The organism is Azospirillum brasilense, from assembly GCF_005222205.1.
In the GTDB taxonomy this organism is placed as follows: Bacteria; Pseudomonadota; Alphaproteobacteria; order Azospirillales; family Azospirillaceae; genus Azospirillum; species Azospirillum brasilense_G.
In genome coordinates this window covers 1,417,501-1,439,435 of sequence record NZ_CP032346.1, presented here as the reverse complement: position 1 = coordinate 1,439,435, position 21,935 = coordinate 1,417,501, and the positions used below count along the sequence as shown (strand labels likewise).

Annotated in this window: 21 protein-coding genes and 2 rRNA genes (1 of these 23 running past the window's edge); 13 read left to right on the top strand and 10 right to left on the bottom strand. The window is 69.0% G+C overall.

The genetic code is table 11. From position 1 onward, the window contains the following. Positions 1–72: 72 nt before the first annotated feature. Positions 73–1,107 carry an endonuclease/exonuclease/phosphatase family protein gene (locus D3869_RS20585; RefSeq protein WP_137141683.1) on the top strand — a complete coding sequence of 345 codons (1,035 nt, stop codon included), beginning with the start codon at positions 73–75 and terminating at the stop codon, positions 1,105–1,107. Here the strand turns inward: D3869_RS20585 and D3869_RS20580 are convergent. The 3 genes from D3869_RS20580 to panD all read right to left on the bottom strand — a co-directional run bounded on the left by D3869_RS20580 (position 1,062) and on the right by panD (position 2,582). Further along, complete coding sequence (locus D3869_RS20580) at positions 1,062–1,652, bottom strand: hypothetical protein (RefSeq protein WP_137141682.1); 591 nt, start codon at positions 1,650–1,652, stop codon at positions 1,062–1,064. The genes D3869_RS20585 and D3869_RS20580 overlap by 46 nt on opposite strands. A gap of 70 nt (positions 1,653–1,722) precedes the next feature. Next, positions 1,723–1,965, bottom strand: a complete 243-nt coding sequence (locus D3869_RS33165) for a hypothetical protein (RefSeq protein WP_175426536.1) — start codon at positions 1,963–1,965, stop codon at positions 1,723–1,725. A 182-nt stretch (positions 1,966–2,147) separates the two neighbouring features. Then, positions 2,148–2,582, bottom strand: a complete 435-nt coding sequence (gene panD, locus D3869_RS20570; protein ID WP_137141681.1) for an aspartate 1-decarboxylase — start codon at positions 2,580–2,582, stop codon at positions 2,148–2,150. 272 nt (positions 2,583–2,854) lie between these two features. Between panD and D3869_RS20565 the strand changes: the two genes are divergently transcribed. The 8 genes from D3869_RS20565 (at position 2,855) to D3869_RS20530 (ending at position 13,044) form a co-directional block, all read left to right on the top strand. Next, the gene (locus D3869_RS20565) at positions 2,855–3,391 is read left to right on the top strand and encodes a chemotaxis protein CheW (RefSeq protein WP_137141680.1); all 537 of its coding nucleotides are present in this window, start codon (positions 2,855–2,857) and stop codon (positions 3,389–3,391) included. After that, positions 3,388–4,857, top strand: a complete 1,470-nt coding sequence (locus D3869_RS20560) for a CheR family methyltransferase (protein WP_137141679.1) — start codon at positions 3,388–3,390, stop codon at positions 4,855–4,857. Before D3869_RS20565 ends, D3869_RS20560 begins: the two co-directional genes overlap by 4 nt. Continuing rightward, on the top strand, positions 4,857–5,495 hold the full coding sequence (locus tag D3869_RS20555) for a chemotaxis protein CheW (protein ID WP_137141678.1): 639 nt from the start codon (positions 4,857–4,859) through the stop codon (positions 5,493–5,495). Before D3869_RS20560 ends, D3869_RS20555 begins: the two co-directional genes overlap by 1 nt. Then, positions 5,492–7,168, top strand: a complete 1,677-nt coding sequence (locus D3869_RS20550) for a methyl-accepting chemotaxis protein (RefSeq protein WP_137141677.1) — start codon at positions 5,492–5,494, stop codon at positions 7,166–7,168. Before D3869_RS20555 ends, D3869_RS20550 begins: the two co-directional genes overlap by 4 nt. Positions 7,169–7,229: 61 nt before the next feature. Beyond that, positions 7,230–9,476: a hybrid sensor histidine kinase/response regulator gene (locus D3869_RS20545; protein ID WP_137141676.1), complete on the top strand. Its 2,247-nt coding sequence runs from the start codon at positions 7,230–7,232 to the stop codon at positions 9,474–9,476. Continuing rightward, positions 9,473–10,585 carry a chemotaxis protein CheB gene (locus D3869_RS20540; protein WP_137141675.1) on the top strand — a complete coding sequence of 371 codons (1,113 nt, stop codon included), beginning with the start codon at positions 9,473–9,475 and terminating at the stop codon, positions 10,583–10,585. Before D3869_RS20545 ends, D3869_RS20540 begins: the two co-directional genes overlap by 4 nt. Next, positions 10,582–11,382, top strand: coding sequence for a response regulator (locus D3869_RS20535; protein ID WP_137141674.1), 801 nt, complete (start codon positions 10,582–10,584; stop codon positions 11,380–11,382). Before D3869_RS20540 ends, D3869_RS20535 begins: the two co-directional genes overlap by 4 nt. 120 nt (positions 11,383–11,502) lie before the next feature. Next, entirely contained in the window at positions 11,503–13,044 is a 1,542-nt protein-coding gene (locus tag D3869_RS20530; protein WP_247895811.1) for a hybrid sensor histidine kinase/response regulator, read from the top strand. Positions 13,045–13,192: 148 nt separating this feature from the next. Here the strand turns inward: D3869_RS20530 and D3869_RS20525 are convergent, their stop codons facing one another. Beyond that, a complete protein-coding gene (locus D3869_RS20525; protein WP_137141672.1) occupies positions 13,193–14,032 on the bottom strand; it encodes a hypothetical protein in 840 nt (279 codons plus the stop codon). A gap of 299 nt (positions 14,033–14,331) precedes the next feature. Between D3869_RS20525 and D3869_RS20520 the strand changes: the two genes are divergently transcribed. Both D3869_RS20520 and D3869_RS20515 read left to right on the top strand, forming a co-directional pair. Beyond that, the gene (locus tag D3869_RS20520; RefSeq protein ID WP_137141671.1) at positions 14,332–15,117 is read left to right on the top strand and encodes a class II aldolase/adducin family protein; all 786 of its coding nucleotides are present in this window, start codon (positions 14,332–14,334) and stop codon (positions 15,115–15,117) included. Between the two features lie 42 nt (positions 15,118–15,159). Continuing rightward, positions 15,160–15,348 carry a 4-oxalocrotonate tautomerase gene (locus D3869_RS20515; RefSeq protein ID WP_014197963.1) on the top strand — a complete coding sequence of 63 codons (189 nt, stop codon included), beginning with the start codon at positions 15,160–15,162 and terminating at the stop codon, positions 15,346–15,348. 99 nt (positions 15,349–15,447) lie between these two features. Here D3869_RS20515 and D3869_RS20510 read toward each other — a convergent pair whose 3' ends face one another. Continuing rightward, positions 15,448–15,720, bottom strand: coding sequence for a hypothetical protein (locus tag D3869_RS20510; RefSeq protein ID WP_247895810.1), 273 nt, complete (start codon positions 15,718–15,720; stop codon positions 15,448–15,450). A 177-nt stretch (positions 15,721–15,897) separates the two neighbouring features. Between D3869_RS20510 and D3869_RS20505 the strand changes: the two genes are divergently transcribed. Beyond that, a complete protein-coding gene (locus D3869_RS20505) occupies positions 15,898–16,134 on the top strand; it encodes a hypothetical protein (protein ID WP_137141669.1) in 237 nt (78 codons plus the stop codon). Positions 16,135–16,237: 103 nt separating this feature from the next. Continuing rightward, a complete protein-coding gene (locus D3869_RS20500) occupies positions 16,238–17,314 on the top strand; it encodes an IS5 family transposase (protein ID WP_137141668.1) in 1,077 nt (358 codons plus the stop codon). A gap of 707 nt (positions 17,315–18,021) precedes the next feature. Here D3869_RS20500 and tnpC read toward each other — a convergent pair. The 5 genes from tnpC to D3869_RS20475 all read right to left on the bottom strand — a co-directional run. Further along, positions 18,022–19,629 (bottom strand): IS66 family transposase, encoded by a 1,608-nt coding sequence (gene tnpC / locus D3869_RS20495; RefSeq protein ID WP_137141667.1) that lies wholly within the window; start codon positions 19,627–19,629, stop codon positions 18,022–18,024. A gap of 79 nt (positions 19,630–19,708) precedes the next feature. Continuing rightward, on the bottom strand, positions 19,709–20,056 hold the full coding sequence (tnpB, locus tag D3869_RS20490) for an IS66 family insertion sequence element accessory protein TnpB (protein ID WP_137138615.1): 348 nt from the start codon (positions 20,054–20,056) through the stop codon (positions 19,709–19,711). After that, entirely contained in the window at positions 20,053–20,463 is a 411-nt protein-coding gene (gene tnpA / locus D3869_RS20485) for an IS66-like element accessory protein TnpA (RefSeq protein ID WP_137141666.1), read from the bottom strand. Before tnpA ends, tnpB begins: the two co-directional genes overlap by 4 nt. A gap of 260 nt (positions 20,464–20,723) precedes the next feature. Further along, positions 20,724–20,839: ribosomal RNA gene (gene rrf, locus D3869_RS20480) — 5S ribosomal RNA — on the bottom strand. Positions 20,840–20,967: 128 nt separating this feature from the next. Beyond that, a 23S ribosomal RNA gene (locus D3869_RS20475) occupies positions 20,968–21,935 on the bottom strand (it continues 1,779 nt past the right edge of the window).

Here is a 21,935-nt window from a genome sequence, read left to right as displayed (position 1 = left end):
GCGCATCAACCGCAACCACCTGTTCCTGGCGCGCCCGCGCGCCGCGGCGGGCCGGACGTCCGGGGAGGGGTCATGAGCCGCAGCACCCGCAGCGACATCCGCATCGCCACCTTCAACCTGGAGAGCCTGGACGACGCCGGCGACCTCTCCTTCGAGGAGCGCGCCGCCGTGCTGCGCCCGCAGCTGGAGCGGCTGGACGCCGACATCCTGTGCCTTCAGGAGGTCAACGGCCAGCGCGACGCGAAGGGGCAGCCGCGGACCCTGCGCGCTCTGAACCGGCTGCTGGAGGGCGGCCCCTACGCTGATTTCCACCGGACCTCCGGCGGCGAGGGGACCAAGCTGGCCGACCGCCACAACCTCGTGCTGGTGAGCCGCTGGCCGATCCTGGCGGCGCGGCAGTACCGGCACGATCTGGTGCCCTCCCCCCAGGTCCGAATGGTCACCGCCGACCCGGCCCAGCCCGGCGGCGACGCCGTGACCTGGGACCGCCCGGTGCTCCATGGCGAGATCGGGCTGCCCGGTGGGCGGCGGCTGCACGTCTTCAACCTGCATCTGCGCGCGCCCATCGCCGCGCCGGTGCCGGGGCAGAAGAAGAACGCCTCCACCTGGAAGAGCGTCGGCGGCTGGGCAGAGGGCTTCTATCTGGCCTCGATCAAGCGGGCCGGGCAGGCGCTGGAGGCCCGGCTGGCGGTCGAGCGGGTGTTCGACGCCGACCCGCAGGCGCTGATCCTGGTCGCCGGCGACCTCAACGCCGAGATCGAGCAGACCCCCGTCCGCATCATCCGCGCCGACCTGGACGAGACCGGCAACGGCCATCTCGCCGGGCGGTCGCTGGTGCCGCTGGAACGCTCGGTCCCCGAGGAGCGGCGCTTCACCGTTCTGCACGGCGGCGACGCGGTGATGCTCGACCATCTGCTGGTGTCGCGCGCCCTGCTGGGCTGGTTCCGCTCCGCCGAAATCCACAACGAGGCGCTGGGCGACGAGCTGGTCGCCCACGCCACGGTCAGCCATTCCCCGGAAAGCTACCACGCGCCGCTGGTCGCCCGCTTTGAGCTGCCGGATCAGACGGTGACGGAGACGATGGCGCCCGGCGAACCGGCGCCGTAGGACCCAACAGCCGGGGAAGCGGCCGCGGGAGCGGTGCGGGCCAACCCGGCGCCCGTCGCGGGCGTGGTTTCGGTGGGCGTGGTTTCGGTGGACGGGGTGCCGCTCGGCATCGAGGTGCCGAATCCCGGAGCGGCGCTCCGTCCGGCGCCACCCGGCGCGGCGGTGCCGCCAGACGCCGCAGCCTCCTTGCCCGTGCCGCCGTCTGCCGCGGCGTCGGTCGGAGCCCCCAGGCGGCTGGCGGTGCGGCGGTATTCCTCCACAACCTGTTGCGCCGGGATCTGGTTCTGGGTCTCGCCCGAGGAGCGGTCGCGGAAATAGATGACGGCCAGCCGCGCGCCCTGGTCGTAGCGCAGGACCGGACTGATGTAGCCGCCCGCCACCACGACGGGATCGGACGGGGACGCCGCCGAGGCGGATTGGTCCGCAACGCTGGAAGCGGTTTGGGAAGTCGGTGCCGCGGCATCGGCCACGGACGGCGGCGTCGGAACCGTCGATGCCGGAGTCGGCCGGTTCGCCTGGATGCCGGAAACGCTTCGGATGTCCAAGGCTGGCCGCCTTTCCCCTGCGGGCCCGGGCCCGGACCAGCCGGGCGGGCCCCGATTGGACGACGCGCGATCAGACCGTGATGTTGAGGTTCTGTCCGCGGGTCGGGGTGGTGTTGCCGCCCGACGCCAGGGCCTGCTGGCTCTGCTGCGCCTGCTGATCCTGGGCCTGGATCTGCTGACGGCGATCCTCTTCGGCCTGCTGGGCCTGCTGGTTCGCGTCGGTTCCCCGTGTCTGCTGAAGGGCCGCCGGCCCGCTGCTTAACGGTGTCGTGAAGGCCTGCTGTTGATAGCCCCCTATGCCGCTGACGCCCATGACACGCACTCCTCGCTGTCCGCACTCCCACACCGGTAGAGTAGGCAAAAATTGCCGCGCGTTCAAGTGGGACTCGGGGCCTATTCCTCGCAAGTCGCGCGCAAGTCGCCGCAGCGCTCGCTTTGCGCGTGGACTCGCCCGGAACCGCGTCCTTTATTTGCGGGGATTCGAAAGCCGGCGGGTCAGGCCGGTTCCGGTTCCAGGAAGGCGCCCTCGCGAATCGCGAAGTCGAAGCGCCCGCCGTCCAGCGCCGTCACGTCGTAGGTCAGCGACCGGTCGACGCTGTTGTCGGCGTTGAAGGTCAGCACGCGCGGCCGCAGCGTCGCCAGCTCTGTCGGCTGGCAATACCAGGACGCGGCGATGATGACCTCGTCGCCCGGCTGGCAGCTCCGCGCCGCCGAACCGTTCAGCACGCAGCAGCGCGAGCCGCGCTCGCCGTAAATCACGTAGGTGCTGATCCGCGCGCCGGAGTTCTTGTTCCAGATCTCCACGAATTCCAGCGGGTAGATCCCGACCGCCTCGCAATGCTCCGGATCGAGCGTGATCGACCCCTGATAATTCAGGTTGGCGTCGGTGACGCGCAGGCAGTGCAATTTCGCTCGGACAACCTTGATCATGATCCCCTCTGGTCGATGCGGCCGGTCGGCAGTTGGGAGGATGTTTGTAACCGCAATTGCGAAAACAGCAAGCCTTCCGGCGCGCGCCGTATGACCGGCGTCATACCGCCACCTTGGGCTGAGGCTTTTGCCTTTGGTGGTATTTCCATCCCGGGTGCGATGCGGCATGTTCTGCGCCGGTTTCAAGCCCCCCGGCGCCGCCCAACAATAGGGTCGGGGTCCGGCTGCGCTCCCCGGACCCGGCAACTGACAAAGGAAGGTGTGCGCCCGCGATGGCTGCGACGGCATCCGCGACACGGTACGTGATCTTCTCCGTCTCCGGCAGGATTCTGGCCCTGCCGGCGGACTCCGTGCGCCGGTTCCTGCCGCTGCCCCGGCTCGACCGTCCGCCCGCGGCGCCCGCCGTGGTCGCCGGGCTGTTCCGCCACCAGGGCCGCGCCATCCCGGTCCTGCGGCTCGATCTTCTCTTCGGCTTCGAGGCCGCGACGCCGGAGCTGTATGCGCCGCTGTTCCTGACCGACTGGCGCGGCCGTCCGCTGGCCCTGCTGGCCGAACGGGTGTTCAACATCCTGCCCGTCCCCGACGCGGAGCGGACGGCGGCCGACCCCGGCCTGACCTTCAACGGCTGCGCCGTGGCGACCATCCCCCACGGCGGCCCCCATGATGGCGGGACGGCCACGGTGATCGACCCGTCCCGCCTGCTGACCGAGGCCGAGGACCGGCTGCTCGCCGCCTTCCAGGCCATGGCCGACGAGCGTCTGGCATGGCTGGGCGCCCCTGATTCCGAAACCGGCGAGGAGGCCCGATGAACCGCATCGAGGCCATTCTGCGCGACCCGGTCTTTCCCCGGATCAAGGCCGCCGTCATCGGCGCGACCGGGCTCGCCTACTACGCCGACAAGGACGCCGCCCTGGCGGAGCGCATCAACCGCCGCCTGTCGGACAAGCCGACCCTGGGCCTCGCCGCCTATCTGGCGCAGCTCGCCGGGGAGGGGCCGACCGGGCCGGAGTATCAGGCGCTCATCAACGAGCTGACGGTCGGCGAGACCTTCTTCTTCCGCTACGCCGAACAGTTCGAGGCGCTGTGCGCCGTCGCCATCCCCGAATGCCTGCGCCGCAACCGGGAAAGCCGCCTGCTGCGCATCTGGAGCGCCGGCTGCTCGATCGGGCCGGAGGCCTACACGCTGGAAATCCTGCTGAAGCGGCATTTCGCCGAAAAGCTGCGCGACTGGCAGGTCAGCATCGTCGGCACCGACCTGAACGCCAGCTTCGTCGAGACGGCGCGGCGCGGCGTCTACGGGAACTGGGCGGTGCGCGGGCTCGACCCCGCGGTCCTGGCGGAATGCTTCGACCGGCAGGGCGACCTGTGGGCGGTGAAGCCGCGCTTCCGCGAATGGACGAACTTCTCCGTCTTCAACCTCGTGGACGGGCCGCTGCCCAACTACCCGCGGGGCCTGGGCGCTCTGGACGTCGTGCTGTGCCGCAACGTCATGATCTATTTCGACGAGCCGACGCGCACCCGCCTGCTGGAAAACCTCCACGACGTGCTGGTGCCCAACGGCTGGCTGGTGGTCGGCCATGCCGAGACGGGGCAGCAGGTCAACAGCCTGTTCACCCCCGTGCCGGTGCCGGGCGCCACCATCTACCGCAAGCCGCGCCCCGGTTGCGCGCCTTCGGCAGCCTTGCCGGCGGCTCCGGCGGCGCTCCCCGTCTTCACGCCGTCCAGCCCGGCCGAGCTGAAGCCCGCCGAGCCAAGGCAAGCCGAACCGAAACCCGCGGAACTCACGCCAGCGAAGAAGCGCAGCGCGGCGACGCCCTCCGCGGCGCGGCTGCGCGCGCCTTCGGCAAAATCGACGCCCGCCCCCCTTCCCACCCCGCAGCCGACGGCACCCTCCCCGGCCCGAGCCCCCGCCGTGGCCGAGGGCGACCGGGCGGCGGCGCTGGACGCCTGCATCGCCCTGGCCGAGCGCAACCGCCTCGACCCGGTGGTCCATTTCCGGTTGGGCCTGCTGGAGGAGGAGCTGGGAGTCGGCGACCCGATCGCCGCCTTCAAGCGGGCGCTGTATCTGGATTCCGACTTCGCGCTGGCCGACTACCACCTGGCGCTGGCCTATTGGCGGCGCGGCAAGCTGGCTCCCGCGCAGCGCCATTTCCGCAACGCCCGCGCCACCGTCGCCGCCCACGACGCGACGGAGCTGGTGGCCGAGGGCGGCGGCCTGACGGTGGCCGAGCTGCGCAGCATGATCGATCTCTGGTTCTCGGGTGAGGAGCCGTGATGGACAACCGGACCGGAGCCGAAGCGGCGGCCAAGGCGATGACCCAGCAAGCCGGCGGCATCGACTGGGCCGCCGTCCGCGCGCGCCTGGCCCGCCAGAACCGGGATCTGGAGCAGGCCGCAGCGCCGGGCGGCGCCTGGGCCGACGCGCTGCTGCTGCGCCGCGCCGAGGATCTGGCGCGCGTCCCCTCCGCCGACGAGGCCGACGCCGCGGCGGAGGCCGAGGCGCCGGTCGCCCTGCTGGTCGGGCGCGGGGCGGACGGAGCCTACGGGATGGACCTGCGCCACCTGTCCCGCATCGTTCCGCTGCCGCGGGTGGCGCGCGTGCCCCACGCACCGCCGGAACTGCTGGGGCTGATCGCCATCGACGGGCGGGTGATGCGCCTGTTCGACGTGGACCGGCTGTGCGGGCGCAACGCCGTTCCCGCGGGCGGCGGCTTCGCCGTCGTGCTGCGCGGCGGGGAGCGGCCGGTGGCGCTGCGCCTGCGCACCGTGGACACGGTGACGGAGCTGGACGGTACCGTCGCGAAGGCGCCGCCGGAAGCCGGGTCCTTCGTCACCGCCATCACCCCGGGCCGCGTCGCCGTGCTGGATGTGCCGGCGATCCTGGAGACGCTGAGGAGCATGAAAGAAGAATGAAATTGAAGGTCAAGCACAAGCTGATGCTCAGCTTCGGGGTCGTCTGCCTGCTGACCGGGCTGCTGGCGGCGTTCCAGATGATGCGCTTCGCGGACGGCATGAAGGTCATGATGGGCATCGCGACCTACGACATCCAGGTGTCGGAGGCGGTGCGCGAGATCGAGGTGACCGAAAGCAACCTGCGCAGCCTGCGCGAGGCGGCGACCCACGCCGCGGCGCTGGCCCAGATCCAGGGCGGCCTGCCGGACATCACCCAGTTGCGCCAGCGCTACCGCGACGGTTCGATGGTGATGTTCGATCAAGTCGCCAAGCTGAAGCGGATCGCCGCCGAGCGGGCCGACGAGGGCACCACCGAGGACCGCCGCCGCATCTGGGGCGAGCTGGTCGCCCAGATCAACAGCTTCGACCAGTATTCGCACCGCATGCTTGATGAGGCCAACACGCTGATGGAGCGGGTGGCCGCGGGAACCGAGCCGGAGGCGCTGGCGCGGCTGACGCGGGTGGAGGAGATGCGGGTGGCCATGGCGGGCCAGCTGTCCAACCTGCACGGCGACATCAGCCGCCTGTCGGAGGCCGGGCGCCAGAACATCCGCGCCCTCTACGACGACGCGGTGCGTTCCTCGATCCTGGCGCTGATCATCGTGGTGGCCCTGGCCGTCGCCATCGCCATCCTGATCGGCAGCTCGGTCACCAAGCGGCTCGGCACCGCCATCGGCTACGTCACCCAGGTGGGCAAGGGCGACCTGACCAAGACGGTGGTCGTGCCCGGCGACGACGAGCTGGCCGAACTGGGCACCCATCTGAACGAGATGACCGGCAACCTGCGCAGCATGGCCAGGACCACCCGGGCCACGGCGGAGAGCATGCACGCCGCGACCGCGCAGATCCGCGCCTCGACCCAGCAGCAGGCGGCCAGCGTCGCCCAGCAGCTCGCCGCGGTGGAGGAGACCACCGCGACGCTCAGCGAGATCACCGAGTCCGGCGCGCAGATCAACCGCCGCGCCCAGGACGTGGCGCAGAACGCCCAGGTCGCCGCCTCCAACTCCGAGACCGGCCTGAAGGCGGTGGAGGACACCAACCAAGCGATGGACGCCATCCGCGAGCAGGCGGAAGCCGTCGCCGAGAACATCGTCATCCTGTCGGAGCGCACCCAGGCGATCGGCGAGATCATCCTGACGGTCAACGACATCGCCGAGCGCTGCCACCTGCTGGCCCTCAACGCCGCCATCGAAGCGGCCGCCGCCGGCGAGCACGGCCGGACCTTCGCCGTCGTGGCGAGCGAGATCAAGAGCCTCGCCGACCAGTCGAAGGAGGCCACCGCCCAGGTCCGTTCCAACCTCAGCGAGATCCAGCACGGCATCAATGCCTCGGTCATGCTGACGGAGGAGGCCGTGAAGCGCGTCGGCGCCGGCAAGCGCCAGACCGACGCCACCCAGTCGACCATCCGCGACCTCGCCGAGAGCGTGCAGGAGAGCGTGCTCGCCTTCCAGCAGATCGTCGCCGGCACCAACCAGCAGCAGATCGGCCTGGAGCAGGTGATCCAGGCGCTCCAGAACATCCGCGAGGCGAGCAGCCAGACCGCCGCCGGCACCCGCCAGCTCGAAGGCGCCGCCACCAACCTCAACGATCTCGGCCAGGGTCTGGTCGAGGCCGTGCGGAACTACCGCGTGTGACCATGGCGACGGCACGCGGCGGCGAGGGCACGGACAAGGACGGACGGAAGGCGCCGGCGGCATGAACGACATCCGCGCGCGCCTGCTCGCCGCCTTCGACCTGGAGCACAAGGAGCATCTCGCGGCCATCCGCGAGGCCCTGCGCGCCGTGGAGAAGGACCCGGCGCACCACCCCGATCTGGTGGAGATCCACCGCCGCGCCCACAGCCTGAAGGGCGCCGCCCGCGCCGTGGACCTGCCGGAGGTCGAGCGGCTGTCACACTGGCTGGAGGCCGCCTTCATCGCCATCCAGCGCGGCGCCGTGCCCTTCGACGCGGCGGCCCGCGACGTGGTGCGCCGCGCGCTCGACGCCATCGAGGACGTGGTGGCCTGGGCGACCCGCGGCGGCGGCGAGGTGGACATTGCCGAGGTGCTGGCCGCGCTGACCCGCATGGGCGGCGAAGGCGGCGGGCCGGAACCGGTCCAGCGCCGCCCGGCCGCGGCGGAGGCGGGAACGGCTCCTCCGACCGCCGCGCCGCGCCCGGTCCGCTCCGTCGACGCCGGCGAAGGCGCGGCCCTCGTCCGCATCCGCAGCGCCGGGCTGGAACGGCTGTTCACCGCCGCCGCCGGCCTCCTGCCGGAGATCGAGAACCAGTCCGCCCTGGTCGCCGAGCTGCGGGAGCTGCGCGGCGAATGGCGCGCGCTGGAGCGGAGCTGGCACGCCATGCGGCCCCGGCTGCTCCGCGCCCCCCACGACGTTTCGGGGTCCGGCGGCGCCAGTTCCTTCACGGGCGACGAGACGGCCTTGCGCCTGTCCTCCTTCGAGCGGCGCTTCCGCGCGCTCGGCGCCTCGCTGGACGCGGCGCACCGCGCCCATGACCGCCATCTCTGGTCGCTGCGCCGCTGGGGCAGCGGCTTCCAGGACGAGGTGCGGCAGCTGCGCATGCTGCCGGCGGAGTCGCAGTTCAGCAACCTCGGCCGGATGATCCGCGACATCAGCCGCGCCCAGGGCAAGGAGGTCGAGGCGGACATCCGCGGGCTGGAGACCCAGGCCGACCGGGTGGTCCTGCAACGGCTGAAGGACCCGGTGCTGCACATCGCGCGCAACGCCGTCAGCCACGGCGTCGAGACCCCGCAGGAGCGGGTGGCCGCGGGCAAGCGCGCCGCCGCCACCGTCCGCTTCGAAGCCTCGGTGGTCGGGCGCCGCCTCGTCCTGCGCGTCGAGGACGACGGGCGCGGTCCGAACCGCGAAGCCATCGCCCGCCACGCCGTGGAGCGCGGCCTGCTAGGCGCCGACGAGGCGGAGGCGGCTCCGGAGGAACGGCTGCTCGACCTGATCTTCGAGCCGGGCTTCTCCACCGCCCCCACCGCGAACGAATACGCCGGACGCGGCATGGGTCTCGCCATCGTGCGGCGGGAGGTGAGCCGGCTCCAGGGTTCGGTGACGCTGGCCGCGCGCGAGGGCGGCGGAACCGTCGTCACGGTGGAGGTTCCGCTCAGCCTGCTCAGCCAGCGGCTGGTCTTCGTGGCGGTCCAGGACGACATCCTGGCGATCCCCAGCAACGACGTGGCGCGCGTGCTGCGCGTCCCGGCGGACTCGCTGTTCACCGACCTCGCCGCCCCGACCATCCGGCTGGAGGAGGAGGACGTTCCGGTGACGCCGCTGGCCGCCTTGCTCGGCTACGACGGCGCCATGCCGCAGGGCAGCGGAGCGCCGCTGGCGCTGGTCGTCCTGCGCGCCGCCGGGCGGCGGGTCGCGCTGGTCGTGGACGCGCTGATGGCCACCCGCGACTCCGTCGTCACCCCGGCGGAGGAGGTGGGACTCGACGCCGTCCGCTTCCTCGGCACCGTGCTGATGGACGACGGATCGCCGGCCCTGGTGCTGAATCCCGCCGCCCTGTCGCCGCGCCCCGGCATGGCCCTGCCGCCGCTGGTCCGCCCGGTGGACGAGTCGGCACGGCGGCGTCCGCACATTCTGGTGGTGGACGATTCAATCACCACGCGAACCCTGGAAAAGAGCATCCTGGAGGCCCATGGTTACCGGGTCACGCTGTGCGTGGATGGGCGCGAGGCGGTCGAAACGCTCGGCGAGCTGGAGGATGTGAACCTGATCATCAGCGACGTGGAGATGCCGAGGATGGACGGGTTCGCCCTGCTCCAGGCCGTCAAGGGCAACCCCATGACCTCCGACCTGCCGGTGATCCTGGTCACCTCGCGCGCCAGCGACGAGGATCGCGAACGCGGGCTGGACCTCGGCGCCGACGCCTACATCGTCAAGACCCGCTTCGACCAGAACGAGCTTCTGGCCGGCATCCGGCGGCTGCTGTGACCGGCGCCCGCAAGATCCGCGTGCTGGTGGTCGAGGACTCGCCGGTCGTCCAGCAGCTCCTCGCCCACGTCATCGGCGAGGACCCGCGGCTTGAGCTGGCCGGCATCGCCGCGTCGGGCGAACAGGCGCTGCGCATGGTCGACTCGCTGCGGCCGGACGTGGTGTCGCTGGACATCCGCCTGCCGGGGATCGACGGCTTCGCGGTGACGCAGCGGCTGATGCGCGACCATCCCGTGCCGATCGTTGTGGTCGCCTCCGACGTGCGCGACCTGGACATCCCGATGCGGGCGCTCCAGGCCGGGGCGCTCGCGGTTGTCGAGAAGCCGGGCAGCATGGCCCGCGCCGACTATCAGACCGTCGCCCGCCATCTCTGCACCCAGCTCACCATCATGAGCCAGGTGAAGGTGATCCGGCAGCGCGGGCGTCCGCGCAACGGCGACGAGGAGCCGGGCGGCACCGCCGGCCGCGGCAAGGGCGGCGGCGCTGCGAAGTCCCCGCCCCTGCCGCCGCCTCTGCCGCCGTCCGTGGCGAAGCGGCAGTTCCGCGCGCTGGGGATCACCGCCTCGACGGGCGGTCCGGCGGCGCTGGTCAAGCTGCTGCGCGGGCTGCCGACCAACTTCCCCCTGCCCGTCTTCGTCGTGCAGCACATCGGCGCTCCCTTCGTGGCCGGCTTCGCCTCCTGGCTGGGGTCGGTCACGCCGCTGCCGGTGGCGCTGGCCTCCGACGGGCCGCACCGGCCCGGCCACGTCTATGTCGCCCCCGGCGAGCTTCATCTGACCGCCGAGCCCGGCGGGATGCGGCTGGTCAACGGTGATCCGGTCTGCGGCCAGAGGCCGTCCGGGGACGTGCTGTTCTCCTCCCTGGCCTCGGCCTTCGGCGCGGCCGCCATCGGCGTGCTGCTGACCGGCATGGGGGAGGACGGCGCGCGCGGCCTCACCGACATGCACCGGGCGGGCGCCTACACCATCGCGGAGCATGCCTCCACCGCGGTCATCCACAGCATGCCGGGAACCGCGGTCCGGCTGGGAGGCGTTACCGAGGAGCTGCCCATCGACAAGGTGGCGGCCCGTTTGCTGGAACTGGTTTCGACGGGAGTTGAGCCCTCATGAGTGGACCCAGGGCGCTGATCGTCATCGCTTCGCAGACACAGGGGCTTCTCCTGAAGCTGATGCTGGAGGAGCAGGGCATCGAGGCGAGCTGCGTCGAAACGGTGGAACCCGCGGTCGCGGAACTGGCGCGCCGTCCCTTCGACCTGCTGATGGTGGAGGCCGACGGCGAGGCCGCCCGCACCCTGACGGAGCTGCGGCGGCGCTGCCCGGCTCCCGCCCTGCTGCTGGGTTCGGCGGAACGGGTGGCGGAGTCCGGCGTTCCCGCCGACGTGCAATGGGTGGATTCCGCCGATTCCCAGGGCGTCGTGCAGCAGGCCATGGCGCTGCTCGACCGGCGCAACGCGCCGCCGACCGTGTCCGACATCCTGCAGAGGGCGCGCATCCTGGTGGTGGACGACAGCGCGACCTACCGGGAGTTCCTGCGCGCCGAGCTGGAGGAGGACGGCTGCCACGTCGTCGCCGCGCGCAACGCCGACGAGGCGGTGGCGGCGCTGGAGGACGGCGGGCTGGATTGCGTGATCCTCGACCTCGTGATGCCCGGCACCAGCGGCACGCAGCTTTGCGAGCGGTTCGACCGCTTCCGCCGCCGGCGCGGCCTGTTCTTCCAGATCGTCATCCTGACCAGCCAGGAGGGCGACGACCGGCTGACCGCCAGCCTGACCGCCGGCGCCGACGACTTCGTCGGCAAGTCGCAACCGATGGACATCCTGAAGATCCGCCTGATGGCGCTGCTCCGCCGGAAATACATGGTGGAGGACCACCTTGCCCGCCTGTCCCCGCCAATGCCTTCCGCATAGAAGGCATATAGGGCTTTCAGGCGCTTTCATCCCCAACGCACCAAAGGTTAAGGTGCTTCACCTTCAGCTCCAGCGGTTAGAGAGACCGACGTGACGCCTCGGCACAGGAACAGGACCAGCATGGACGCCGCGCCCGCGGAGACGGAGTGCGTGGAGAACGCGCTGCGCGTCTGCCACGCCGCCGCGCTGCCGGCCTTCGTGCTGACCGGGCCGCCGCACGCCGCCACGCTCTTCGCCAACGACGCGCTCTGCGCCCTTCTCGGAAAGGAACCGGCCGCGGGCGGGCAGCCGGCCCCGATCTGGTTCGGAGCGGTCTGGCCGGCGGTGCTGGGCGCCGTCGACCCGCTGTTCTCCGGCGACACCGGGGAGCCGGTGGGCATCGAGCTGCTGCCCGTGGGCGACGCCGATCCCGCGGCCTTCCGGGGCGTGCCCCTGACCCAGGACGGGCAGACGGTCGGCGTGCTGGCCCTGGCCGCCCAGGCGTCCCCCGACGACCGGGTCGTCGCCCGCATGGAGCGGGCGATGCGCGCCGAGATCGAACGGACCACCGCCGCGCGGTCGCGCTTCCTGGCTTCGGCCAGCCACGACCTGCGCCAGCCTTTCCAGGCGATGCGCCTGTTCCTCGACGCGCTGTGCAGCCAGATCAGCGACGAGAAGGCGCTGAGCACGGCCGAGATGCTGGGCAACGCCATGACGGCGGGTGAGCGGCTGCTGAACGCGCTGCTCGACATCTCCACGCTGGACGCCGGCACGGTGACTCCGGACCCGCAGCCGGTCGCCCTGGACGAGCTTCTGAACCAGCTCGTCCAGGAGTTCCGTCCGCAGAGCGAGGAGAAGGGGCTGCGGCTGCGCGCCCGCCTGTGCCCCGGCACGGTGGAGACCGACCCGGTGCTGTTCGGGCGGGTGATGCGCAACCTGCTGACCAACGCCATCCGCTACACCCGGCACGGCGGCCTTCTTCTGGCCATGCGGCGGCGCGGCAACCGCTGGCGCATCGATGTGTGGGACACCGGCTTCGGCATTCCCGAGGAGCAGCTGACCGCCATCTTCGACGAATTCCACCAGCTCCAGAATCCCAACCGCGACCCCAACCGCGGTCTGGGGCTGGGCCTCGCCATCGTGCGCCGGCTGGCGGAGCTTCTCGGTCTTCAGGTCGAGGTGCGGTCGCGCATCGGGCGCGGCACGGTCTTCTCCGTATCGCTGGAGGCGGCAAGCCCACTGGCCGAACCGCCTTGCGGCCAACCCGCGCCCCCGCCGTCCGCCGCCACAGCCCCGCCGCTGACCGGGATGACCGTGCTGGCCGTGGACGACGAGGCCATGGTCCTGACCGGCCTTCAGATGATCCTGGAAAGCTGGGGCTGCACGGTCGCCGCCGCGAGCGACATGCGGGAGGTTTTCGCGGTGCTGGACGGGTTGCCGGAACCGCCCTCGGTGATCCTGACCGACCTGCGGCTGCCCGGAAAGGTGTCCGGCTTCGACGTGATCGATCGGGTCCGCCGCCTGTACGGGCAGGAGATTCCCGCCGTGGTGCTCAGCGGCGAGACGGCCCAGAGCGCCTTGCTGGAAGGGCAGCGCCGCGGCTGCTCCTTCCTGCACAAGCCCCTCCACCCCGGCGATCTGCGGCAGGTCCTCGAACGTCTGCGCGGCGACGACGGAACTTAAAGCGGATTGCAATCCGCTTTGGACCGCGACGGCGGCCCCGGCCGCACATGCGGCCGAAGCCCGCCGGCAAGTGAGGCGATGTGAGTCTAAAGCGAACGGAAGTTCGCTTTAGCCGAAGGCCCGAGCCCCGGACGAGGGGGGAGCGCCATCAGGGCGCCTGGTGATGCTCCAGCCAACGGTCGCTGCATTTGTTCTGTCCGTTGAAGCAGGATTGGTTGATGTCGTCGCGCATGACCCTGTAGGCGACGCGCTGGTCCTCCCCGACGCTGTTCATCACCGTCGGCTCCCAAATGGCCAGCTTGTCCGCGATCAGGTTGAGAACCTCATGCCGGGGATGGACCCAGGCCCCGAAGCCGGGAAAGGAATCGAAGTTCCGGCGGCAGTTCTCCGTCTCCGCCTTCGTCAGGCGGATGTAGATGCGATAGACGGGGTGGGTCGCCCAGGCGTCGGCCCATTTCAGGATGGATTTCCGGGCCTTGAGCATCGCCGGGCCTTGCGGGGCGACGTGGTTGGCGACCTGCTGCCAGTTCGCGTGCGACGGCGCCGCGATGACCTGGATGAGCAGATCCTTGAGCTGGTTGGCGTAGGCCAGCGCCTTGGGCAGCGCTCCCTCCGCCTCCCATCCGCCGCTGTCCATGGGGTCATCCACCCGCATCACGTTCTCCGCGCCGGGAAAGACGTTGCCGAAGGCCCAGAGGATCCGCTCCATCAGCGCTTCGATCCGGGCTTGCGGGTCCGGGGTCGGCGCGATCACGCCGTTGTTCACCGCATAGGTGCCGACATTGATCAGGTAGCCGTCGCTGCTGGCATCCACGGCCTTGTTGCGGAGATCGAGCAGGACGTTCTGCGGGCAGATGTGGTGATCGGTGACCACGCTGAGATTCGCAAGCCCGTTGAGTTGGGCGGCGTCCTGGACGCTGTCCCGCCAATCGGCGAAATCGAGTGGTTTGGATCTGGTGTTCTTGATCGCGGCCCTGTCGAGTGGCATCGGGGTCTCCGTCATCCGTCCGGTATCCCCCAAGACGACGGAGCGGCGCCTGCCGTGAAGCCCTGCGCCGCGCCACCCAGGCCCAGCGGTCGCCGTGGCTGGAGGGCAGGACGGGATGGAGACCGGCGCGGTCATGGTAATCGCTGTGCACTCGGCGGCGGGAAGCCCCACAATCGAAGGGACCCCAACCAGGCCGGCCGGTGATTTCCGAAATCCGGAATAGTCCCAGCACCACGCTTGGACAACCGCGCCGCGCCGTGCGACGCTTCCCCGCTCATCGCACAGACCGGGAGCCGACCGTGACGGACACCAGCGGATCATTCGTCCATGCCGGACCACGCGTTGCCGGCGCCGGCATCAGCGATGCGGAATGGCGGGCGCGGGTCGATCTCGCCGCCGCCTACCGCCTGGTCGCCGAGCGCGGCTGGGACGACCTGATCTACACCCACATCTCGCTGGCCGTGCCGGGGGAGCCGGGGCGCTTCCTCATCAACCCCTTCGGCCTGACCTTCGACGAGGTGACCGCCTCCAACCTCGTGAAGATCGATATCCACGGCGCCATCATCGGCGACAGCCCTCACCCCGTGAACGCCACCGGCTTCGTCATCCATGGGGCCGTCCATGCGGCGCGCGAGGACGCGCGCTGCGTCATGCACCTCCACAACGAGGCGGCGGTGGCGGTGTCGATGCTGAAGGACGGGCTCCTCGCGCTGTCCCAGCACGCCCTGCGCTTTTACCGCGACCTCGCCTATCACCGGTACGAGGGGCTGGCCCTGACCGACAGCGAGAAGGTCCGCCTCGTCGCCAATCTCGGGTCCTGCCGGGCGATGCTGCTCCACAACCACGGCAGTCTGGTGACCGGACGGACGGTGGCGGAGGCCTTCTGCCTGATGGACATGCTGGACAAGGCGTGCCGGATGCAACTCGCCGCGCAGTCGGCCGGCGCGGAACTGGTGTCGCCGCCGCCGGAGCTGTGCGACAAGACCTACCGGCAGCTCACCGCCGATCCGGAGCCCGAAGGCGACCTGGAATGGCCGGCGCTGCTGCGACGCCTGGACCGGCGCTGCCCGGACTACAGGACCTGAGCTTTCCGGACCGCGGTCCGCAACAGAGGGGATGAAACGATTATGCCGCTGATCAACGTTCAGCTTTTTGAAGGCCGCACGCTGGAGCAGAAGCGCGCCTACGCCAAGGCGCTCACCGACGCCTCGGTCGCGGTGCTCGGCTGCAGCCCGGAAGCGGTCGATGTCATCTTCCACGACGTGAAGAAGAGCGATTGGGCCAGCGGCGGCAAGCTGTGGTCCGATCCCGAGTGACATCCGCCTCCCGGACGCCCATGGGACGCACTGCTGGGAAGCACTGCTCACCCCATGGGCATCCGGATAAAAAAACAGGCACGCCGGCCCTGGGCTTGTTCAGACCGCACCCACCGTCTTGCCCGTCAGACGATAGACCGCGGTGGCGACCGCCCGGTCCTCGCTGTCGCCGACCTCCATGCGCCGGTCGATGTAATTGCCAAGAAACTCGACCAGCGCGTCGCGGGTGACCGACTGCACCCACTGCCCATAGCGACCATAGGCTTGCAGCGTCCAGAATTCCGAGGCCATCAGCGCCGAGCGGACGGTCTTGGACGAACCGTCCCAATGCGACCACAGGAAATCGATGGCACTCTGAGCGACCGTAATCACCAAACCGGCATTGATTCCGCGTGACGCCATCGTAGTCTCCCTCTCAGCTTGCCGAGCGGACGCTCGTGAACGAACGTTCGTTCAGCAAAAGCAATGCCAGGGAGGCCAAAGCAAAAAGCCGTACCTCGTTCGGATGCGATTCGCCGGAAATCCAGACCAGACACGGGAGGAGTGGCCATGAACGCGCAGGAAGAACAACGGGCGCGCGACGCGCTGAAATGCATTGACCGCGATCTCGACGCGCTCGACATCCAGATCGCCGCTTTGCAGGCGCGGCAACGATCCGGGACCTCCCTCGACCAGTACATCCGCGTCCGCGACGCCCTGCTGACCGAAGCCCAGATCATCCTGACCCAACTCGACCACCGCCCTCGCAACCAGTCCCCTCCCCCGCCTGCGGCGGGGGAGGGTTAAAGCGAACTTCCGTTCGCTTTAGCAGGGTGCGGAAAAAGGGCTGTGCACGGGCGGTTGGTCGTGATTCTTTTCGGTTGAGAAGAACGCGACCGACGAGGGGACGATGCGGGGTTCGGACGAACGCAGCGAGGGTCTGTTCAGCTACGTGAGCTGCGAGGCGCGGGTTCCAGCCAACCACCCGCTGCGAGCGATCCGGGCCATCGTGGACGAGGCGCTGGAGGTGATGTCGCCGGCGTTCGAGGGGCTGTACTCCAAGATCGGGCGCCCCTCGATCCCGCCGGAGAAGCTGCTGCGGGCGCTGCTGCTCCAGGCCTTCTACTCGGTGCGCTCGGAACGCCAGTTGATGGAGCAGCTCGATTACAACCTGCTGTTCCGCTGGTTCGTCGGCCTGTCCATGGACGCCCCGGTGTGGGACGTCACCGTGTTCACCAAGAACCGCGAGCGTCTTCTGGCCGGCGATGTGGCGGCCAAGTTCCTGGCGACCGTGCTGGGTCAGCCGAAGGTCAAGGCGCTGCTGTCGGACGAGCATTTCTCGGTGGACGGCACGCTGATCGAAGCCTGGGCGTCGGTGAAGAGCTTCCGGCCCAAAGACGGCAGCGGCGAGCCGCCGGGGCCGGGGCGCAACGGCGAGCGCGACTTCCATGGCGAGAAGCGGTCCAACGAGACGCATGCCTCGACCAGCGATCCCGAGGCGCGGCTCTATCGCAAGGGCAACGGCCAGCCGGCGAAGCTGGCCTTCATGGGCCACGCGCTGATGGAGAACCGCCACGCCCTGGTGGTGGACGTGCGGCTCACCGCGGCCAGCGGCCTGGCCGAACGTGCGGCGGCGGTGGCCATGATCGAGGCCATCCCCGGCCGCCACCGCATCACGGTCGGCGCTGACAAGGCCTACGACAACAAGGATTTCGTGGCGGACATGCGCGACTTGGGCGTGGCTCCGCATGTTGCCCGAAATACCAGCAACCGCCGCTCGGCGATCGACGGCCGGACCACCCGCCATCCCGGCTACGCCGTCAGCCTGCGGGTCCGCAAGCGGATCGAAGAGGTCTTTGGCTGGATCAAGGGAGCCGGCTTGCGCAAGACGCGCCATTGCGGAGCAGCCCGTGTCGGTTGGATGTTCACCCTAACCGCCACCGCTTACAACCTGATCCGCCTGCCCAAGCTGCTGGCTGCGGCATAATCACGCCCGCAATCCGCCTGAACGGCGGTTCTGGGAGCCTCGGAGCGAGGAAAAACGCTCCGTCCCGACCAAATCGCCCGCTGAAACCCGCATTCTCAGCCTCAGCGGAGGAAAAAGGCCGGAATATGTTCGTTTTTCCGCACCCTGCTAAACAAATCGTTTCATAAGCGTTTTCTCGATCTCTGGGGCTATCTCGACACCATTCCCGCCAAGAAGGAAAATGGAAAGACAGGTTACAAGACAATCGGCGACATGACATTAGCCGAAGCCAGTGTATACTCCGCACTAATCGACCGAGATGTTCTCGAGAAAAAGGATCGGTTTATCGCGGAGTTGCGCAGGATGCTGGATGGCGGCGATAGTCCTGAAGATTACATACAAGACCCAATAGACATAGAACGAGCTAGGATATATTGGCGCAAAACCGTGGAAAATCTTATCAACGAGTACAGATAATCGAGCGCCTCATCGGTGCCCGGCGAGTCGTATCGCCAGCTTTGGGTTTGGGAAGTATATAAACGCTTTTTTATAGCGGCATGCTCTCCTCATCCAAGTCTCCCTGCACGCCTCCTTTCACTCGGTGCAACCCAAGGCAACTCTTCCAGGAGTGTCGCATCAACCATCTCCCGGCCGCTGGCGATCGCGGTCTCAGCCGCCGCGGTCATCAGTTTCCAAGTCTCACCGTAAGCATCCGGTGAGCGCCGCGGTCAGGCCGGCTTCCAGTTCCAGGGCAGCAGTTCGTGCAGGCGGGTTTGGGGGATGTCGTTGATGCGTGCCAGCACGTCGGCGAGCCACGCCTGGGGATCGATGTCGTTGAGCTTGGCCGTGGTGATCAGGCCGTACATGATGGCGGCCCGGTGGCCGCCGCGATCGGAGCCGCAGAACAGCCACGCCTTTCTGCCCAAGGCAATCCCGCGCAGGCCGCGTTCGGCGGCGTTGTTCGTCAGGCACAGCCGGCCATCGCCGAGGAAGCGGGTGAAGCCGTCCCAACGGGTCAGCATGTAGTCCATCGCCTTGGCCACGGGGGCATGGCGGGAGAGCCGGGCACGCTCCATCCGCATCCAGCCCTCCAGCGCGGCTACCAGGGCGATGCCGTGCTCCTGGCGGGCCGCCCGCCGCTCGGCCGCCGGCTTGCCGTTCAAGGCGCGCTCGAGATCGAAGAGGGCGTCGATGCGCCTCACGGCCTCCAGCGCCAGCGGTGAGATCGGCGGGGCGTCCTTGCCGCGTCTGGTGTTCGCGGCGATGTCGGCCAACTTGAAGAAGCCGCGCCGGGCATGCGCCCAGCACAGCGCGGCATGGATCGGCCCCGGCCGACGGTCGGGCTCGTACAGCCGGTTGTAGCCGGCGAACGCATCGGCCTGCAGCCAGCCGGTGAAGCCGGCCAAGTGCTGTTCGGGATGCTCGCCCTTACGGTCGCGCGAATAGTGAAACAGCGCCGCCGGTGGGGCTTGGCCGGCGAACGGCCGGTCATCGCGCACATACACCCACAGCCGCCCGGTGTCGGTCTTGCCCTTGGCCAGCACGGGCACCGGCGTGTCGTCTCCATGCAGCCGCCCGGCCGCCATCACATGCGCCGCGATCAGGTCGTGCAGCGGCTTCAGCACCGCGGCGGCGGTGCCCACCTGGTCGGCCAGGGTGGACAGGCTGAGCGGCACGCCCTCGCGCGCGAAGCGTTCGGCTTGCCGGTTCAGCGGCTGATGCTGGCCGAACTTCTCGCACAGAACGGTGGCCAGCAGGTTGGGGCCGGCCCAGCCCCGCGGGGTGGCGTGGAACGGCGCCGGCGGCTGGCTGATCGTCTCGCAGGCCCGGCAGGAGAACCGCTCCCGCACTGTCTGGATCACCTTCCACTGGCGCGGGATCACCTCCAGCGTCTCGGTGATCGTCTCGCCCAGCTTGCACAGCTTGTCCGAGCCGCAGCACGGGCAACTCGCCGGGGCCGGCACAACGACGCGCTCACGCGGCAGGTGGTCGGGAAAGGGCTGGCGCGATGGCCGTTTGCGGGTGAAGGCCGTCACCGCGGTGGTTTTGGCGGCGGCCTGCTCGGCCGCCAGTTCGTCCTCGCTGGCCGTTGCTTCCAGCTCTTCGAGCTGGAACTCCAACTGGTCCAGCAGGCGCGCCTTGCGCTCGGAGCGCGTGCCGTAGAGTTCGCGCCGGAGCTTCTCGATTTCCAGCTTCAGGCTGGCGATCAGCGCCTCGGTGTTCGACGCCATCGCCCTGGCCCGGGCCGCTTCGGCTTCCGCCGCGTCCGCCCGTGCCTCGGCCTGCGCCAAGGCGGCGCGCAAGCGGGCGATGTCGTCGGGCAGGGTGGCGGTCATGGAGCCAGTTTACCTGGGATCGCGCCGTCGAACCGCCGCAATCCCCCCTGAACCGGTCCGTCGATTCACCGTGTCGCAGTCACCCCGCGGTCTCGGGGCGCCAAGTCTTCTGCGGATTGCGCCAGTCGATGCCTTCGAGCAGATAGCCCATCTGCCCGACCGAGATCGATACCGCGCCGTCCGCCGGCGTGGGCCAGATGAAACGGCCCCGCTCCAGCCTCTTCATGAACAGGCAACTGCCCTGGCCGTCATGCCAGATGATCTTCACCAGATCGCCGCGGCGTCCGCGGAAGATGAAGAGATGGCCGCTGTGCGGGTCTTGGGCGAAGCGTTCCTGCACCAGCAACGCCAAGCTCGCCCAGCCCTTGCGCATGTCGGTGTGCCCGGTGGCCAGCCAGACCCGCACCCCGCTCGGCACCGGGATCATGCCAGGGCACCGATGACAGCCGCCGCCAAAGCCGGGTCGACCGGCCCTTCCAGACGCAGGCGTGCCCCGCTGGGCAAGATGACCTCGAGGACCGCCGGGCGCGTGGCCGGCGCGGCCGGAAGCGGCAATGGCCCAGGGGGCTCCACGACCGGCGGTTCGGTTAGGGTCGGCTCCGGCGTGATGGTCACCGCGACGAAGCTGGACGGTTCGGCCACGACGGCCCCCGTGGCCTTCATCAGCCCCCGCCAGCGGTACAGCAGGCTTTCGTGCACGCCCAGCCGGCGGGCCGCCTCCGTCACCACCACGCCGGGGCGGAACGCCTCCTCGACCATCCGTACCTTCTCCGCCGGCGTGTAGGTCCGCCGCCGCTCCGTTCCCGTCAGAACCTCGACCCGCTGGTAAGCCATGACGTTTGCAACTCGTTTGCGTCCGCGCGATGACGCGCCACACAAACCTCAGACGCTGACCCCTACTTTGCCAAGGCGGCGCTCACCGGAGGCGTACGGGGAGGGTTAGGGAGGGGGCTCATCTCCAGCGCCCAGGCACAACGAAAAGCCGGCGCCTCCCATTGGGAAAGCGCCGGCCTTGCCGTTCATGAAGCCGATTGTCAAGTTGGTGCGAAGCCTTCTGCGTCCACATCCGGTGTGGTGTGGCGTGTGCCGTGGTGACCTGGCGGCGACCTACTCTCCCACGTCTTAAGACGCAGTACCATCGGCGCTGAGGCGTTTCACGGCCGAGTTCGGAATGGGATCGGGTGTTGGGAGCCTCGCCATGACCACCAGGTCACCAAGGCACACGCGAACCATCCGGACTGGACGGCAGAGGTTTCGTTGAGCGAGGACGTTTTGCATTCTTGCGGTGTTGGCTCGTGCGCCCAGGGCTTGCCGCTGCGCGCGGGCCGCCGGCTGGGAAGGATCAAGCCGATCGAGCGATTAGTAAGGCTCAGCTTCAGGCGTTGCCGCCCGTCCACATGCCTCCTATCGACGTGATGGTCTGTCACGGCTCTCAAGGGAGTTCTGGTTTAGAGGTGGGTTTCCCGCTTAGATGCTTTCAGCGGTTATCCCGTCCATACTTAGCTACCCGGCCATGCCACTGGCGTGACAACCGGTGCACCAGAGGTATGTCCATCCCGGTCCTCTCGTACTAGGGACAGATCCTCGCAAAACTCCGACACCCACGGCAGATAGGGACCGAACTGTCTCACGACGTTCTAAACCCAGCTCACGTACCACTTTAATCGGCGAACAGCCGAACCCTTGGGACCTGCTCCAGCCCCAGGATGTGATGAGCCGACATCGAGGTGCCAAACGACTCCGTCGATATGGACTCTTGGGAGTCATCAGCCTGTTATCCCCGGCGTACCTTTTATCCGTTGAGCGATGGCCCGTCCACATGGAACCACCGGATCACTATGGCCGACTTTCGTCTCTGCTCGACTTGTCTGTCTTGCAGTCAGGCGGGCTTATGCCATTGCACTCGACGAGCGATTTCCGACCGCTCTGAGCCCACCATCGCGCGCCTCCGTTACACTTTGGGAGGCGACCGCCCCAGTCAAACTACCCGCCATGCAGGGTCCCGGCTCCGGATCGACGGAGCGCGGTTAGATGCCAGAGACCTCAAGGGTGGTATTTCAAGGATGGCTCCACCCGAGCTGGCGCCCGGGCTTCCTAGCCTCCCACCTATCCTACACATGAGATCCCTAGCACCACTGCAAAGCTGTAGTAAAGGTGCACGGGGTCTTTCCGTCTGACCGCGGGTACTCCGCATCTTCACGGAGAGTTCAATTTCGCTGAGTTGGTGTTGGAGACAGCGGGGAAGTCGTTACGCCATTCGTGCAGGTCGGAACTTACCCGACAAGGAATTTCGCTACCTTAGGACC